Annotated in this window: 14 protein-coding genes; all 14 read left to right on the top strand. The window is 64.8% G+C overall.

The annotated features are described in order from the left end of the window. The first annotated feature begins 62 nt into the window (after positions 1-62). The 14 genes from A5699_RS09790 (at position 63) to A5699_RS09855 (ending at position 15587) form a co-directional block, all read left to right on the top strand. Positions 63-1022, top strand: a complete 960-nt coding sequence (locus A5699_RS09790) for a bifunctional MaoC family dehydratase N-terminal/OB-fold nucleic acid binding domain-containing protein (RefSeq protein ID WP_067768646.1) — start codon at positions 63-65, stop codon at positions 1020-1022. Beyond that, on the top strand, positions 1004-1423 hold the full coding sequence (locus A5699_RS09795; RefSeq protein WP_142254169.1) for a MaoC family dehydratase: 420 nt from the start codon (positions 1004-1006) through the stop codon (positions 1421-1423). Before A5699_RS09790 ends, A5699_RS09795 begins: the two co-directional genes overlap by 19 nt. Continuing rightward, entirely contained in the window at positions 1420-2583 is a 1164-nt protein-coding gene (locus A5699_RS09800) for a lipid-transfer protein (protein WP_067768651.1), read from the top strand. Before A5699_RS09795 ends, A5699_RS09800 begins: the two co-directional genes overlap by 4 nt. Before the next feature lie 76 nt (positions 2584-2659). Then, a complete protein-coding gene (locus A5699_RS09805) occupies positions 2660-3760 on the top strand; it encodes a hypothetical protein (protein WP_067768653.1) in 1101 nt (366 codons plus the stop codon). A 29-nt stretch (positions 3761-3789) separates the two neighbouring features. Continuing rightward, on the top strand, positions 3790-4587 hold the full coding sequence (locus A5699_RS09810) for a hypothetical protein (protein ID WP_067768686.1): 798 nt from the start codon (positions 3790-3792) through the stop codon (positions 4585-4587). A 259-nt stretch (positions 4588-4846) separates the two neighbouring features. After that, complete coding sequence (locus A5699_RS30250; RefSeq protein WP_369806680.1) at positions 4847-6034, top strand: LuxR C-terminal-related transcriptional regulator; 1188 nt, start codon at positions 4847-4849, stop codon at positions 6032-6034. Positions 6035-6209: 175 nt separating this feature from the next. Further along, positions 6210-7970 (top strand): glutamine--fructose-6-phosphate transaminase (isomerizing), encoded by a 1761-nt coding sequence (gene glmS, locus A5699_RS09820; RefSeq protein WP_067768655.1) that lies wholly within the window; start codon positions 6210-6212, stop codon positions 7968-7970. 53 nt (positions 7971-8023) lie between these two features. Further along, positions 8024-8911 carry a glycosyltransferase family 2 protein gene (locus A5699_RS09825; protein ID WP_082957644.1) on the top strand — a complete coding sequence of 296 codons (888 nt, stop codon included), beginning with the start codon at positions 8024-8026 and terminating at the stop codon, positions 8909-8911. Between the two features lie 10 nt (positions 8912-8921). Further along, complete coding sequence (locus A5699_RS09830) at positions 8922-9908, top strand: NAD-dependent epimerase/dehydratase family protein (protein ID WP_067768690.1); 987 nt, start codon at positions 8922-8924, stop codon at positions 9906-9908. Between the two features lie 5 nt (positions 9909-9913). Next, positions 9914-10288 carry a hypothetical protein gene (locus A5699_RS09835; RefSeq protein ID WP_157561180.1) on the top strand — a complete coding sequence of 125 codons (375 nt, stop codon included), beginning with the start codon at positions 9914-9916 and terminating at the stop codon, positions 10286-10288. Beyond that, on the top strand, positions 10285-11277 hold the full coding sequence (locus A5699_RS09840; RefSeq protein WP_231965664.1) for a glycosyltransferase family 2 protein: 993 nt from the start codon (positions 10285-10287) through the stop codon (positions 11275-11277). Before A5699_RS09835 ends, A5699_RS09840 begins: the two co-directional genes overlap by 4 nt. Beyond that, a complete protein-coding gene (locus A5699_RS09845; RefSeq protein WP_067768661.1) occupies positions 11274-12071 on the top strand; it encodes a polysaccharide deacetylase family protein in 798 nt (265 codons plus the stop codon). Before A5699_RS09840 ends, A5699_RS09845 begins: the two co-directional genes overlap by 4 nt. Then, positions 12064-13467 (top strand): oligosaccharide flippase family protein, encoded by a 1404-nt coding sequence (locus A5699_RS09850; protein ID WP_067768663.1) that lies wholly within the window; start codon positions 12064-12066, stop codon positions 13465-13467. The genes A5699_RS09845 and A5699_RS09850 overlap by 8 nt, the downstream gene beginning before the upstream one ends. Beyond that, the gene (locus A5699_RS09855; RefSeq protein ID WP_067768665.1) at positions 13455-15587 is read left to right on the top strand and encodes a hypothetical protein; all 2133 of its coding nucleotides are present in this window, start codon (positions 13455-13457) and stop codon (positions 15585-15587) included. The genes A5699_RS09850 and A5699_RS09855 overlap by 13 nt, the downstream gene beginning before the upstream one ends. The last annotated feature ends 4 nt before the right edge of the window (positions 15588-15591 follow it).

The following is a 15591-nucleotide window of genomic DNA, read 5'->3' on the forward strand; positions in this document are numbered from 1 at the left end:
CTCGATGGCGAGAAATTGTCCGATTCTCGCAAACAACTTCACTTTCGACGGGGAGTACGCCGATGAGTGATCTGCAGGCCGGAATCGAGAAGATCAAGGCGGCCGGTACGAGCGAGCCGCGTGCGGGCCGAGACCCGGTGAACCAGCCGATGATTCACCACTGGGTCGACGCCATCGGCGACAAGAACCCCATCTACGTCGATGCCGAAGCGGCCAAGGCCGCCGGTCATCCCGGCGTCGTCGCGCCGCCGGCGATGATCCAGGTGTGGACGATGGGCGGGTTGGGTCAGGGTCGATCCGACGACGATCCGCTGTCGAAGATCATGAAGCTCTTCGACGATGCCGGATATGTCGGGGTGGTCGCGACGAACTGTGAGCAGACCTACCACCGGTACCTGCAGCCCGGCGAAGAAGTCACCATCCACGCCGAGATCGTCGACGTGGTGGGCCCCAAGCAAACTGCGCTGGGTGAAAGCTTCTTCATCAACCAGCTCATCACCTGGACCGTCGGTGACGTCGGTGAGACCGAGACTGTCGCCGAGATGAACTGGCGCATCATGAAATTCAAGCCACGGGCGGCCGACAAACCGGCTGTTCCCGAGGACCTCGACCCGGACAAGCTGATGCGTCCGGCATCGTCGAAGGACACCCAGTTCTTCTGGGACGGTGTGAACGCGCACGAGCTGCGCATCCAGAAGCGTCCGGACGGCTCGCTGCAGCATCCGCCGGTGCCTGCGGTGTGGCAGGCCAAAGAAGAACCGATCGAGTATGTCGTGGCCTCGGGCAACGGCACGGTGTTCAGCTATGTCGTGCACCACGCGCCCAAGGTGCCGGGCCGCAGCCTGCCGTTCGTCATCGCGCTGGTGGAACTCGAAGAAGGCGTGCGCATGCTCGGTGAGCTGCGCAATGTGGACACCGACAAGGTGGAGATCGGAATGCCCGTGCGCGCAACCTTTATCGACTTCCCGGACAGCGAGGTCAGCCCGGCATGGACGCTCTACGCATGGGAGCCGGCCAAGTGAGCGCGCCCGTCGCAACCGTCGGGCAGAAGCTGCCCGAGCTCGCCTTCTACGGAGACCCGACGTTCATCGTGTCCACGGCCATCGCCACCCGCGACTACCAGGACGTGCACCACGATCGGGACAAGGCGCAGGCCAAGGGATCCAAGGACATCTTCGTCAACATCCTCACCGACACCGGGCTGGTCCAGCGGTACCTCACCGACTGGGCGGGGCCGTCGGCGCGGATCAAGTCGATCGGGTTGCGCCTCGGCGTGCCGTGGTACGCATATGACACCGTGACGTTCCGTGGTGAGGTGACCGCGATCGAGGATGATGTGGTGACCGTCAAGGTGACCGGATCCAACAGCCTCGGCGATCACGTGATCGCCACGGCCACGCTTACTTTGGGAGACCAGGCATGAGCGGCTTGTCCGGCAAGGCAGCGATCGCCGGGATCGGTGCCACCGACTTCTCCAAGAACTCCGGTCGTAGTGAACTGCGTCTGGCCGCCGAGGCGGTGCTCGACGCGCTCGACGACGCGGGCCTGGCGCCCTCGGACGTCGACGGTCTGGTCACGTTCACGATGGACTCCAACCTGGAGACCGCCGTGGCCCGATCCACCGGGATCGGCGACCTGAAGTTCTTCAGCCAGATCGGTTATGGCGGCGGTGCCGCGGCAGCGACCGTCCAACAGGCGGCGCTGGCCGTCGCGACCGGTGTCGCGGAAGTCGTTGTGGCGTACCGAGCCTTCAATGAGCGCTCGGAGTTCCGGTTCGGGCAGGTGATGACCGGCCTGACCGTCAACGCCGATTCGCGCGGCGTCGAGTACAGCTGGTCCTACCCGCACGGGTTGAGCACGCCGGCCGCCTCGGTGGCCATGATTGCCCAGCGGTACATGCACGAATATGGCGCTACCAGCGCCGATTTCGGTGCGGTGTCGGTGGCCGATCGCAAGCACGCCGCCAACAATCCGAAGGCGCACTTCTACGGCAAGCCGATCACCATCGAGGATCACCAGAATTCCCGGTGGATCGCCGAGCCGCTGCGTCTGCTGGACTGCTGCCAGGAGACCGACGGTGGCGTGGCCATCGTCGTCACCACCCCCGAGCGGGCCAAGGATCTCAAGCACCGGCCGGCGATCATCGAGGCGGCCGCCCAGGGCGCAGGCACCGACCAGTTCACGATGTACTCGTACTACCGCGACGAGCTCGGCCTACCCGAGATGGGCCTGGTGGGACGTCAGCTCTGGGAGCAGAGCGGTCTGTCGCCCGCCGACATCCAGACCGCGGTCCTCTACGACCACTTCACGCCCTACACGCTGATCCAGCTCGAGGAGCTCGGCTTCTGCGGCAAGGGTGAGGCGAAGGACTTCATTGCCGACGGTGCCATCGAGATCGGTGGCCGGCTGCCGATCAACACCCACGGTGGTCAGCTCGGTGAGGCCTACATCCATGGCATGAACGGCATCGCCGAAGGTGTGCGCCAGTTGCGGGGCACCTCGGTGAACCAGGTTGAGGGCGTCGAGCACGTGCTGGTCACCGCGGGCACCGGGGTGCCGACTTCCGGGTTGATCTTGGGATAAAAGGTGCATTGTCACCGCCGCATGGCACGGTAATGTTTGCTCCGGATGTGCACCACGCGTAGAAGGGGGCCGTGGCATGGGGATGCCGCGCGACAGCAGCCCGTACGGGTCGCAGACGTTGCAGGGACCGGCTTGGCCGAATATCGATGAGGACCAGCTGACCGCAGCGGCGGCGTCGTACACCAAGGTCGCGACGAAGATCAGCGGCTCCGTCGTTCCTCAACAGACCAGCCAACTCTCGAAGCTCACCGGGGAGTGGCAGGGCGGTGCCTCGCTGGCGGCGTCGGGTGAGGCGACCGGAATGATCGCCGGGCACGAGGCAAATGCCGCACAGGCGCAGGCCATCGCCACCGCGTTGACCCAGATGGCCGCAGCCGTGGTGCAGACCAAGACCATGCTCAACGCCGCGGCCGAAGAGGTTCAGCAAGAGGTCATGGCTTTGCAGGCGCTGCCGTTCAGCAACAAGCAGGAGCTGATCGAGAGCCGGATCAAGATGGGGCTCTCGCAGAACATCGCGACGGTTTCGGCGGCCAGCTCCGAGATGGCCAGCAGCCTCAGCACCATCGCCAACCTCCCGCAGGTCGGCACCCCACCCACCGCCCAGGCACAGCAGGCCGCGCAAAAGGGTGCCGATCAGATGCTGCAGATGATCAGCCAGCTGCCGCAGATGCTGGGGCAGATTCCGCAGATGGCCGGGCAGATTCCTCAGCAGCTCGCCCAGCCGTTGCAACAGCTGTCGCAGCCGCTTCAGCAGCTGACGTCGATGCTCGGTTCGGGTGGGAAGGGCACCGGCGGTGGCGCCAGCCCGTTCTCGGCGTTCTCGAATCACCCGTTGGCCGGTGGGTCTGGGCCGAGCAGCGGTGCGGGCCTGGTGAAGTCGGCCGGTCTGCCCGGCGGGGCCGGTGGCGGTAGCCCGCAGACTCCCTTGTTGGCGAAGATGGTCGGCGGCAGCACCGCGCCGGTGTCGGTCGACCCCGGTGCCAGCGCCGCGGTGATCGGTGGCGTCGCGCCGCTGGCCGCCGCCAATGCGGCGGGCGGCGGCATGGGCGGCGGTATGGGCATGATGGGCGGGGGTCAGCGGGCCGGCGGCGGCGGGGGTACGACGACCGGGCTGGCCGTTCCGGCTCCGTTGGAACACGAGTTGGGGGATGGCGATGATGAATATGACGATTGGTGACCTGTCTCTGCGAGAAAGAGGTGGCAACGGTGTCTAGTCCGCTCACAACTCCCGGTGCGCTCAACTGGAGCCCCGCAGAGGTACAGCTGCCGGACCTGCCGTCGATTCAGCCCGGCGAGGACGCGATGAGCATGACGATCGCCGGAATCGTGCCGACCCTGGCGGCGTCGCTGACCACGAATGTGACAGCGCTGTCGGCCAAGGAGAACATGTTCAACGGCAAGCTCTCTGACGCCCAAGGGGCCTACGAGAAGGCTGACGAGTCCGGTGGGCAGGGTGTGGGTCAGCTCAGCCAGATGATGGGGCAGCTCGGCCAGATGGGCCAGATGGCCGGTCAACCCGCCCAGATGGCAGGTCAGATGGGCGGGCAGTTCGGCTCACTGATGGAGCCGTTGATGAAGGCCATGGAAGGCGCCAAGGGCGGCGGCGAGAACGGCGGCGGTGCACCCGGCGCCGGCCAGCCCGGCGGCCCAGGCGGTCCCGGTGGGCCGAACCCCCAACAGCAGCAGGACGAACGCGAAGCCAAGCTCAACGAGCGGGACAAGCAACAAAACGACCGCGAGGCACAGCAGAACGATCGCGATACCGCACAGGACCGGCGCGAGGCCGGGCTGGAGGCTCGCGAGTCTCAGCTGAACGACCGTTCCGGTGGGGCCGCGTCGGCCGCCCCGCATTCGGCGCCGCCCGTTTCGTCGGCTCCGCCGGCGTCGGCGCCGCCCGCCGCGGCGGCTCCTGCTGCGCCGAGCCACCCGGCGCCCGGTCCGGTTCCGGTGGCCCCGGAGGCACCGCGTCATTCCAGCCCGGACGATCTCTGGAAGCGGATGTAGTCGTCGCCCGCAAGGAGGGTGTACGTCCGGTCCAGCAAATTTTCGGCTGTTGCTTTGTAACGTTCAAGATCATTGCTAGTCCGGCAGGCGCCGGAATGACGTTTTCAAGGGCTGAGGACTGAACCGTACTGCGTTCAGCTTTTTCGCAGCGTACTGACAGGCTCTTCGCCCAGTCCTATACGGCGAAAAACCAACCTTCGGTACGAAAAAGTGGGCTTCACGCGCCTGGGTGTCCTTAAAGCTCGCTTTCGCAGCAGCTATGCACTCGCAGGTTTCAAACCTCGTATTTCGGGTATGTCCATCGGCTTTTCTGAAGGAAACATTTGCCAAGGACGGCAGTGGGAAACGGTTGACCCTGAAACTGGCAAATGCATACCATCGGCCCACCTTTGGGACATCTATATCAGGTGTAAACCTCTCCGGAGGAAGGACCGTGGACCATGCGATCGATTTGGCCAGCGATACGACCGATGCCGTCCTCTCCGAGGAGGACGGAAACCTCTCCGGTCCGGAACTGAAAAGTCTCACTTCAGTGGACGGCACGGCAGTCGATATGCGGACTTCGTCACCTTGCGGCGCGGTGGCGCTGACGACTGAGGACGAAGCCGCGGTGATCATCTCGCACCAGGCTGAGTCGGCACTCGGTCCTGCGAGCGGTAGCGGGCATCATCCGATCAGACCGTCGATGTTGCCGCCGTCGCTCGACGGACTTCAGGACTGGGAGCGCCCGCCTGTTCTCGGCGGACGGATGGATGCCTACAGCGAGCTGGTCGACGGCCGAGGTCTGCTCCGCGACGCGCGGGTTCTCCTTGTCGATGACTGCACGTTGTACCGCGATTATCTGGTCGGGGTCTTTCTGTCGCATGGCGCGGTCTCGCCCGGGGTGGCCTGGGACCTACCCACCTTGACTGCGGCATTCGAGGCCCGGATGCCTCGAGTGGTGGTGTTGAACATGGGCACCCGTGACAGCGCGGTCCTGTTGCGATGCGCGCTGAGCTTGGGGCCCCAAGTCCGAGTCGTCGTTCTGGGTGTATCGGAGGACGACGAGTCTGAGATCGTCGCCTGCGCCGAGGCCGGGGTGGCCGGTTATCACCTGCGCACCGAAACCCTGCAAGATCTGCTTGCCTTGATACACAAGGTTGCTGCGGGGGAGTCGCTATGTTCGCCAAGAGTTTCGGCGATCTTGTTGCGGCGGTTGTCCACGCTCGCGTCTCAACGCCCATCGAAGGCGAAGGAACTAGTCCTCACGGCTCGTGAGATCCAGATCCTCCGGATGTTGGAACTAGGGCTTGCGAATCGGGACATCGCCGATGAGCTGTGCATTGCCGTTCATACCGTCAAGAATCACGTGCACAGCCTGCTCACCAAGCTCGGTGTCACTACTCGGGCACAGGCCGCGGCGATGGCCCGGACGGTTCTTGCCGGCGAGATCCCCCCAGAGATCTAGTCCGGGGTCCAGTTCGAAAATCGCTCTCTTGGTCCATGTACCAACGGCTTTCAGGCCTCGATAGTGAAGTCATGTTTGCGGGGGTTAGCTCAGGGCCAAGCGAAGACGTCGCTGGCGACGGAGTTTCCGGGTCCGGTTCGGTGGAAATCGTGCTCGTTGATCGGGGGGTCGGCTGATGTGCGGCATCATCGCCTGCCGGACGGACCGTCCTGCAATCGACTATCTGCGACTGGGTTTACGTCGGCTCGAGTACCGCGGGTACGACTCCGTCGGGGTCGCCCTGCGGACAACCTCTGGCGACGTCATCCGACTCCGGACCATCGACCGGGTCGGTGGGCTGGAAAGACTGCTGGACAAGTGGTCCGGCCCCCAGCTCGACGGCGTGGGGATCGGCCACACCCGATGGGCGACCCACGGGTCGGTGACGGAAGGCAATGCGCACCCTCACGTCGATTGCACGGGACAGATCAGCCTGGTGCACAACGGGATCATCGAGAATGCGGCAAGCCTTCGGGCCATGTTGGTGGCGCAAGGTCACCACCTGTCGACGACCGTGGACAGCGAAGTGCTGTGCCACCTGATAGAGCACGAGCGAAACTGCTGCGCCGATCTCCTGGTGGCAGTGCGGAAAGCACTCGTCAGGGTCCAGGGTTCTTGGGCGCTCGCTGTTCTCGAGCAGCCCACCGGCAGGATCGCAGTGGCCGCTAAGGATTCCCCGCTGTTGGTGGCGCATACCGACCGCGGGGACTTCGCGGCAAGTGACATCGCGGCGATCGCTGATTGGATCGACGAATTCCGTGTGCTTGCCGACGGTGAGGTCGTCGACCTCACCGACGACGGTCACCGCGGCAATACCGCTCGGTGCGTGTGGCGAGGCAGCGACGTCGATCTGAACGGTTACGCCGACTACATGGCGAAGGAGATCGACGAGCAGCCGCAAGCCGTGGCCCGACTGCTCGATGAGCTCGGGGATGAGATCGCCACCGGGGCGTTCTGGCGCGACCTCGGTCTGCCACCTTTCGACCGATTGCGAGTGATCGGATGCGGCACTTCCTTGAATGCCGGCAACGTGATCGGCAATCTGGTGCGGGCAATCGGTGGGATCCCGGTAGCTTCCACGGTAGGCAGTGAAACACCTGCCGAAATCGCCGACTCTTCTCAGCTTTGCCTGGCGATCAGTCAGTCCGGTGAGACCGCCGACGTGTTGCGTGCGGTGGAGTCTGCGGCCGTGGGCGAGTCGCCCGTGCTGGTGCTGACCAACAACCGGTATTCCACGCTGTCGCGGCTCGGAGATGCCGTCGTCGGATGTTCAGCAGGGCCAGAAATCGGTGTGGCTGCCACCAAGACCTTTGTGTGTCAGATCGTCTCGGGCGTGGCGGTGATGGTCTCGGCATTGGTGGCAATGCGGAGAATTTCGGTGCGATCTGGCCGGCGGCTCACCGACGATCTGAGGCGTCTGCCCGATCGGCTCGCGGCGGCCGCGACCATAGCCAAGTGTGTGGTACCGCCGATAGTGGAAGACCTCACCACCGATGCGGGTTTCATTTTCATGTCGCGGGGTTCGGGTCTGCCGTACGCGGCCGAAGGTGCCCTCAAGCTCAAGGAACTCAGCTACCGGTGGGCCGAGCATTACCCAGCCGGTGAGCTCAAGCACGGCCCGTTGGCGCTGGTTGCCCCGGGCACGCCGGTGGTGGTCGTCGACAACGGAGATCCCAAATTGCCCGGCAACGTCGCAGAGGTGGAGACCCGCGGTGGACGCGTCATCACCATTGGTGCGGCCGGAAGCACCATGCCCGTCAACACAATTCCGGTTGATGCCTGGGGTCCGCTGGAGAGCGTGATACCCATGCAGATCCTGGCTCGCAACCTCGCTCTTGCACTCGGTCACGACGTCGACAAGCCGCGCAATCTCGCCAAATCGGTGACGGTCGAGTGACACCTGATTGGTGAACATCCAAGCAACTTGAGGATTTCCGAAGGAGTAGTTCAATGACCGACCTGGCGACCATCAACCACAATGGATCAGCATCTACCAGTGCACCGCGTGCATCCACCGTCAGCCTGGTGATCCCGGTTCGCAACGAGGCACGCAACATTGCGTGGGTGCTGGAACAGATCGCCTCAGACGTCGACGAGATCATCTTGGTCGACGGTGATTCGACCGATGCCACACTGACGACCGCCCGCAGCTATCGCCCCGACGTCAAGGTGGTGGCCCAGGAGGGGGCAGGCAAGGGTAGCGCGTTGAGAACCGGCTTCCTCGCCGCAACTGGCGATGTCATCGTGATGATGGATGCCGACGGCAGCATGGCGCCCCAGGAGATCCGTCACTACCTGCACTTTCTGGCCAACGGATATGACTTCGTCAAGGGCTCGCGGTTCATGGGCGGTGGTGGGTCGTTGGACATCACGCGGTTTCGCCGACTGGGTAACCGCTTCCTGCTCGGTGTGTTCAACACCCTCTACGGCGGTGATCTCACGGATCTCTGCTACGGATTCTGTGCATTCCACCGACGCTACCTGGAGCATCTCGACCTGACCGCAACAGGATTCGAGATAGAAGCCGAGATGACCGTCCATGCGATGCAGGCCGGACTCCGGATCGCCGAAGTGCCGAGTCTGGAAATGCCGCGCCGTGCAGGCAAATCCAATCTGCATGCCGTTCGCGATGGCTGGCGGGTGCTCAACACCGTGGTCCGAGGGCGACATCACGACATGCACAGCGGCGTCGGGATCACACCCGCCTCCACTGACACCCGGGCGCCTGCGGCCCCCAGCGGGCGACAGAACCACAACGGGTCCATACAGATCGGTCACAACCTGCATTCAGAGCCGACTCCGCTGGCCGCAACCGGCCATCCACATCCTCATCGATAGGGCAGTGATCATGCGAATCCTCGTCACCGGCGCTGCCGGATTCATCGGGTCCAATCTCGTCGATCGCCTGCTCGCCGACGGGCACCAGGTGATCGCTGTCGACAATCTGTGCACGGGTGATGTGCGCAATCTCGAACAGGCATTCCGGCTGAACCGGCTGGTCCCTGGTCGCTTCACTTTCCTGCGAATCGATATTCAGGCACCTGAGCTGAAAGCCGTTGTGGCCGGGTCCAACCCGGAGATCATCATGCATCTTGCCGCGCAGATCGATGTCCGGGCGTCGGTTCAGGACCCACTGTTCGATGCGCGGAACAACATACTGGGAACGATCAACCTCTGCGAGGCGAGTCGGCATGCGGATGTCCGCCGGATCGTCTACGCGGCATCGGGCGGATCACGGTACGGAACGCCGACCCACCTGCCTGTCACGGAGAACGCCAAGGCGGATCCGATGTCGCCGTACGCAGTCGGCAAGATCGCCGCTGAACTCTACTTGACCGCATACGCCGCCATGTACGGCATGGAGTCGATCTGCCTGGCGCTGTCCAATGTTTACGGACCACGCCAAAACCCACACGGAGATGCGGGGGTCATCGCGCTCTTCGGCAGTGCCATCGCCGCAGGACGCCCGGTCACCTTGTACGGCGACGGAACGTCAACCCGCGACTATGTGTACGTCGATGACGTCGTGGAGGCATTTGTGCACGCTGCCCGCGCGCCACGCGGGACCACCGGCCTCTTCAACATCGGTACCGGCGAACAGACCAGCGTCACCGACGTACACCGGTTGGTGGCGGCGGTATTCGACGGGTCGCTGCCACCTCGGTACGCCCCGGCACGCACCGGCGAACTACCTGCCATCGCGCTGGATGCGACCAAGGCCACCGAGTCGCTCGGCTGGGAACCGGCGATCGACCTGGCCGAAGGAATCGGGCGTACGGTCCGCTGGCTTCGAGCCGTTCTCGACTCGGATACTGCCGAACCGGTCGGAGTGTGAGGATGATGTCGGTCGACGCATACCGCGGGCGCCTGGTGGCGGCAGCCGTGACGATGGCCGGAGTTGCCGGGCTGGCATTGGCCGGCGTCGGGCCGTCGGTGCCCTTCGAACACCTGGCGGTGGTCGCGTTCCTGCTGGCGGCGCCCGCGCTGGCGATCGCTCAGCTGCTACCGAGCGCGAACGGCGTTGTGGCGCTGATCGTCGGTGTGGCCGGCGCGGTCGCGATCAACGCATTGGTGGCGCAATCCATGCTGGTCGCCGACGCGTGGTCGCCGCACGGCGGTGCGATCGCGGTGGGCCTCATCGCAACACTGTTATGGCTGGTGCCGGTGGGCAAGCTGCGCACGGCAGTTCCAACCCCGGAAGGCGGTGCCCGATGACCAGGTTCCCGATGACCATGGCAACCACATCGACTCGTCGGCGCTCGCTCACCCTCAGCGTGGTGATCTGCGTGTATACGCTCGACCGCTGGGACGACATCATCGCCGCGGTGACATCGGTTCGGCACCAAACCACGGTGCCACACGAGATCGTCGTCATCGTCGACCACAACCGGGACTTGTATGACCGGTTGCGGGCCACGTTGCCCGACGTGATCGTGGCCGAAAACCGGTATCAGCAGGGGCTTTCCGGAGGTAAGGACACCGGCGTCGAGATGACTTCCAGCGACGTGGTGGCCTTCCTGGACGACGACGCCGTAGCACATCCCGACTGGCTCAGACACTTTCGGGACGCCTACACCGACGAGAACATCGTCGGGGTCGGCGGCACCACACTGCCGCGGTGGGAGAACGCCAGGCCCCGGTGGTTTCCGGAAGAGTTCGACTGGGTGCTGGGCTGCACGTTCACCGGAAGAGAGCCGGGTCCGGTGCGTAACCTGCTGGGTGGCAACGCTTCCTTCCGACGGGAAGTCTTCTCGGTGGCGGGCGGCTTCCCGAGCCACATCGGCCGGACCTCGGCACAGCGTCGCCCGCTGGGCTGCGAGGAGACGGAGTTCTGCATCCGGGTGCGCCAACACCGCCCGGAGTGGGAATTCGTCTTCGAACCACAGGCGGTGATCTGGCACCGTGTGCCGGCCACACGAGAAAGCTTCTCTTACTTCCGCTCCCGGTGCTTCGCGGAGGGTCTGTCGAAGGCGGCCGTGACCCGGAGCGTGGGTATTGGTGACGGGCTCTCGGCAGAGCGCAGCTACACCACTCGCACCCTGACCCGCGGTATGGCCCGCGGCGTCGGTGAGGCACTGCGCGGGGATCGGGCCGGGATAGAGCGCTCCGGTGCCATCTCGGTCGGTCTGCTCGCTGCGGCGGCGGGATATGCCCGTGGCGGCGTTCCACTCCGCCGTCGTTCAGCGGTCGTGGAGGAACGATGACCAAGTCCGTTCCCATCCTCATGTACCACGCGGTGGACGAAGATCCCTCGCCTTCTACCCGGCGCTTGTCCGTCACCCCAGGGTCGCTCGATGCACAGGTCTCTCTTCTCGTCGAGCAGGGCTTCACCGGGATGACCTTCTCGGCCTTGGCCAGAGCGTTCGAGACCGGTGCAGCTCTGCCCGATCGACCGGTGGTTCTCACGTTCGACGACGGTTACGCCGACTTCGCACGTCGGGCCTGGCCCGTTCTCCAGCGCTACGACTTTCCGGCGACGGTGTTCGTCACGACAGGTTGGATGGCCGACGCCGGGCCATACGCCGCGGGAAAGCCGCTGGGGCGCATGCTGAACCAGCGGCAGGTGCGAGAGCTCGCCTCCGCGGGCATCGAGATCGGGGCACACAGTCACAGTCACCCCGAGCTCGATCAGATCACTGACGCCACCCTCAACGAGGAGCTTCGGGTCGGGCGGGCACTGCTCGAGGACTGCATCGGGTCTCCGGTGCGAGCCCTTGCCTATCCGTTTGGGTACTCCACGCCGCGGGTGCGACGCAACGCCCAGGCAGTGGGCTACCAGTACGCGGCTGCTGTGCGGAATGTCCGCGCCACCCCAACCGACGACCTGTTGATGTTGCCGCGGTTGACAATCCGCCGCAGCACCGACCTGGCCGTGTTCGCTTCGGTGATGGCCGGTGGCGACAACCGGATCTTCCGGCGCGACCGGGTTCTGACGGCGGGTTGGGCCTCGGTACGGCGGGCTCGGCGGGCCGGAAAATGGATGCGGTCTCATGTCTGAGCCTGCCGGCGCCGTGCAGACCGTCGAGGAGGTGACGACGGCCGAACCGCAGGCTGCTCGCCATCGCCAGGACGAAGTTCGCCGTGGCCGGGCCCCGTTCCTGCGCAACGCGTATGCGCTCGTTCTCAACACCGGGATCACGGGCGTCCTCGGGTTGGTGTACTGGATTCTGGCGGCACACTACTACGACGACTCCGACGTGGGCCGCGGGTCGGCCGCCATCTCGGCGTTGATGCTGTTGACCGGTCTCGTCTCAGTGAACTTCGCCGGAACGCTGAACCGCTTCATTCCGAAGACGGGAAAACGGACGACGTTTGTCGTCGGGTTCGTCTACCTCGTCACGTCGGCCACGGTCGCGGTTCTCGCCGTGGCGCTACTGCTGGCCCTGCACCTGTTGGGAGGGCCGGCATATGACCTGTTGCGTGAACCGAGTACCCGCTTGTGGTTCATCGCTGCGGCGGTCGCCGCCAGCGTCGTGACGGTGCAGGACAGTGTGTTGACGGGGCTTCGGATGGCGGTCTGGGTGCCGGTCTGGAATGCAGTGTTCGCCGTCGCGAAGATCGCCCTTCTGGTTGTGCTCGCACACTCCACGCCGCGGCACGGCCTGTTCTTCTCGTGGATCATTCCCATGATCGTCGTCTTGTTCCCGGTCAACCTGTTGATCTTCGGCCGGCTCTTACCGCAGCATGCGCGCAAGTCCACGGATGAGACCGGGTTGACGGTGGCACAGATCGGCCGGTTCTTCGCCGCGGATTACTTCGGTGCCCTCGTCCTGTACGGAACCTTGTTCCTGGTTCCGGTTCTCGTGGCCTCGGTGGTCGCGCCGCATACCTACGCGTATTTCTTCCTGGCGTGGGCCGTGGCCACCATGATGAACCTCGTTGCGGTGAATCTGGCGGTGTCGATGGCGGTAGAAGGCGTCTATGAGCCGTCCAGCTTGGCCGGTCATTGTCGCTCTGCGCTGACCCGCGCCCTCGGCGTCCTCGTGTTCGGTGTCGTGGTGATCGGGCTTGCCGCGCCATACACCTTGGGCCTCTTGGGTTCCGGATACCTCGACGCCGTGCCGTTGCTGCAGCTGTTGGCCTTCGCCAGCCTGCCCAGTGCGGTCGTCGACATCTACCTCGGAACGCTACGGGCGCAAACCAGGCAGCTGCGAATCGTGGGGGTGCAATCTCTGCGCGCCGTGGCAGTGCTGGGACTGGTCATTGCCGGACTGCACTACCAGACGGTGTTCACGCACTTCGGTGACCCGAGGCTGACCGCGGTGGGAGCGGCGGTGTTGCTCGGCCAGCTTGTCGTGATGCTGGCTGTGTTGCCCGATCTGGCGAGGATTCTCAGATCCCGACGGCCGGCGTCGCCGGTCTCCGCATACGGGGAGACCGTATGTCTCAACTGATCTACGAGGACAGGTGTGAGCCCGACGTGGAAGTGTCGCTGTCACGGGCCATCACCGACGGCCCGAAGCAACCCGCGCGACCACGCACCCGTGGCCAGGGCGTCCCGGTGATGGTGCTGTGCCTGCTCACCGTGGCCGCGGTCGCGCTTTACGCCGCCCGTCTGCACGATGTCGAACTCGACGCCATGACCGGTCTGGGCCTGATCTCGGTCCTGCCCGTGATGACACTGCTGGGCCTGGGTCTACTGACCCTCAGTTTCGTTGGTGCACTGGCCCTTCCACGCTGTTGCATATGGCTGCTCTGCGCCCAGCTGCTGCTACTCGTCGTCATGCTGCATGGCATCACCTTGCTGCTGGAGTCCGAACCGCGCTTCGCGATCACCTGGGTGCATGCCGGCTTTGTCGAGTTCATCGATCGCACCGGGACCACCGCGCCGGCACTCGACACCCGCTGGTCCTGGCCCGGATTCTTCGGACTGGCCGCGTTCTGGATCGGCTCGGGCAAGCTGGCGGCGCTGCGCACCATTCTCACCGTGACCCCGGTCGTGCACAATCTGTTGTACCTGGTGGCGCTCGGGTTGTTGATGAGTGCCCTGTGGGTGTCCTGGCAGGCAAAGTGGTTGGCCGCGCTGCTGTATTGCATCCTGAATTGGGTTGGCCAAGACTACTTCTCGCCCCAGGGCTCCTCGCTGGTGCTCTACCTGCTCTTCGTGGCCTTCCTGGTGATGTGGTTCCGCCCACCACCGCGCACGTCCGAGGAGGTTCCGAAGTACCTGCGTCCCGGAGTGCGGCTGTGGGGTTGGCTCTGGCGCGATGCGGCCCGCGGTGAGTTGCTGCCGAAGCCGGCCGGACCCGCCGAACGCGTTGTGGTGCTGACAGTTCTGGTGGTCATGTTCGCGGCAGCCACCGTGTGTCATCAGCTGACTCCATTTGCGATGCTGCTCAGCGTCGTCGCTTTGGTCCTCGCCCGTCGGTGTGAGCTCACCGGACTCCCGGTGCTGCTCGTAGTCTTGCTGCTGGCCTGGATCAGTTATATGACCCAGGCGTATTGGGGCGGCAACATCCACGAGGTGGTCAGCGGGGTCGGGAATGTCGGTGGGGCCATGGGGGATCGTGCCAGCCTCGGCAACGCCGATCACCAGTTCGTCGTCCACGCCCGCATGCTCACGACGGTGCTCGTCTTCCTCCTCGCCGGAGTTGGACTGCTCCGCCGCAGGCGGCGCGGTATCGAGGACCGGGTGCTGCTCGTGCTGGCCGCCGCGCCGGTCGGCCTGGCGCTCATGCAGAGCTACGGCGGCGAGATGGCGTTGCGCGTCTACTTGTTCGCGCTCGCGCCGTTGAGCGTGCTCGCGGCGTTGGCCTTCTTTCCCCGGCCGGCGTCGCGCCCGTCGGTTCTCGCGTTGTGCGTGGCCGGCGTATCCACCGTGGCGCTGCTGTTCTCGTTCTTCGTCACTCGCTTCGGCAACGAGGCGTTCGAACGGATCCCGTCGGGAGCGGTCAGCGCGGTCGAGACCGTCTACACGCAATCGTCGGACCGTGGGCACACGAAGTTCGTCTATGTCACTGCCAAACCGGAACTCAACTCGACGCCTTTCATGCCGCTGGGCTACCGGGACGTGGAGAAGGTCCACTGGATGAACACCATGGCGCCGGTTGATCCGACCGACGTCGCCGCGGTCATTCAGACGCTCAGGGAACAGGGCCCCGGTTCATACCTGATCACCACCCGCAGCCAGGAGGCCTACATAGCGTTCGGGCAAGGATATTCGCTCGATTGGGCTGCTCGATTCCGCAGCGCGGTGGCTGCCGCCCCGGGCATCCGCGTGGTCGTAGAGAACCGGGACGCATCCATCTACACCCTGGACTGGCCGCCCGGAACGGTTCCCAACCGCTTCACGCCATCGTCCACGGGACTGCAGGTGTGGAGCACACCGTGGACCTCCGTCGGCGTGGCGTTCCTTGTCATGCTGGTGGGCTTCCTCGGCGTGCGCGAGGCGAGGCGGGTGTACCTGTCGCCTCACCAGCGTCGGAGGCTGCGTCCGCTCACTGTCGCCACGATCCCCCTTCTGATCGGCTTCGTGGCCGTCGTCATCGAACGCTTCGTCCTGTTGACATCATGACCAT

This window comes from Mycobacterium sp. E802 (assembly GCF_001666875.1).
Classification (GTDB): domain Bacteria; phylum Actinomycetota; class Actinomycetes; order Mycobacteriales; family Mycobacteriaceae; genus Mycobacterium.